The following is a 1,584-nucleotide window of genomic DNA, read 5'->3' as shown; positions in this document are numbered from 1 at the left end:
TGTCAACCGTAATTGAAAAAGTCCAAAAATAAGTGCAATATTAGCACCAAAAAGCAAGGGTTACCGTGAGCAGTTAAACAGCCCAGGTTGCTTCGTTACCATACATAGCGTAGACATGTTTCATAAAGTTATCTTTGCGCCAAGGATGATGCATAGGCGGGATATTTTGCTTCTTTGGCTTCTTCGCTGCTGCAAGTTCTTTTTCTGTATTGAAATTCCGAGATACTTCTTCATGCAACGGGATCTCTTCCAAGGCGTAAATTCGCCCGTTTACGTTGCAAAACAGCCTGCCGCTAAGGGTCTGCGCTACCAGCACCTGCGTTCCTTTGTAGTAGTTTGTATGCATGCCGGATTCATCCAACATTTTGTACCGATGGTTGTTGAACCGAATGGAATGACCGGCATCCACTATACGGGGTGTGAGCAAGGAAAGAAACAGGTCGATTTTGTCTTTTGAGGGTTGTGTTTCAAATACAGACGTGGTAGGATTAAGGGGTAGAGCGAACTGTGCGTTGAATTTCTTTATGTAGGAGTGAAGGAATTCATTTGCCTGCTCCAGGGTTTTCACGCCTGCCAGTCGTAATTCGACAGGCAGGCGTGATTGTAAGGTTTTAAAAAGACGTTCAACTCTGCCCTTGGCTTGTGGTATACTGGTTGTTTTTAAATCGACACCGAATTGCTTGCATGCATAAGCAAACTGCGTAAATGTATCATTCTCCAAATTTGGAGAATTTTTCTTTTTGTATTCAAATACGGTTCTGCGGTCAGTGTAGAACATATAGGGAATGCCATAATTTTCAAGAATTTGGAGGAAGACGTGGTAGTATCCATGTAAGGTTTCCTGGCTGTCAAAATATGCGCCGACAAGGGTTCCCGTGGCATCGTCAATGGCGGCATGCAGATGGCTTTTGTTTTCGCCAAACCAAAGATGTACAGACGCATCCATTTGAATCATCTCACCGGCATAGGAACATCTGGCTCTGGTAGGATGTGCATCTTCCAGGTCAACGATTGCAGTCTGAAGGCTTTCTTTTTCTGTCTTTGATGTTGCAGTATCCTTTTGGTTTTTTAGCTTGTCTTTGAGTTTCCTGCGAGTCCGTTTCCATGCAAGGGGAGAGAGAATGTCATGAGAGTAAAGCAGATTTCTGACGGTTCCCTCTGAGACCCGGATATCTTCATTCTCAGCCAATTTTTCTGTGAAATGCGTAAGGTTCGAATCATAGTATTTGTTCTGGTAGAGAAGCAGGATAGACTCTTTTAACTCCTCAGAGAGAGCAGATGCAGGTCTTCTGCCTTTGTTTCCGTGGGAAAAGAATTCTTTTCCCTGCGTCTCATAACCTTTGAGCATTCGGTTTACGTGGCGGACGGTACAGCCTAGCTCGACGGCAGCTCTTTTCTTGTTTCCGTTTGTTTCTTTTAGCTTTTTAATCACTTCGTACTTTTTCTGTTCTTTCATTCTAAGTTCAACCTTTCTGATAAAAACCACCTCCGAAGAGATAGTTTACTATGATATGTGTTTTTTAGGAATCCTTTTGGGACATTTTCTCTTGCGCTTTCTTAAGACATTATCACTTTTGGAGCAGA

General features: G+C 43.0%; 1 protein-coding gene. It reads right to left on the bottom strand.

The annotated features are described in order from the left end of the window. Positions 1-73: 73 nt before the first annotated feature. Positions 74-1,456 (bottom strand): ISNCY family transposase, encoded by a 1,383-nt coding sequence (locus tag D1151_RS16335; protein ID WP_161909576.1) that lies wholly within the window; start codon positions 1,454-1,456, stop codon positions 74-76. Positions 1,457-1,584: the final 128 nt, after the last annotated feature.

Origin of the sequence: Emergencia sp. 1XD21-10 (assembly GCF_009936045.1) — a bacterium.
In the GTDB taxonomy this organism is placed as follows: Bacteria; Bacillota; Clostridia; order Peptostreptococcales; family Anaerovoracaceae; genus Senimuribacter; species Senimuribacter intestinalis.
Note: the sequence above shows the minus strand (reverse complement) of the source record. Positions and strands in the feature narration are given on the sequence as shown.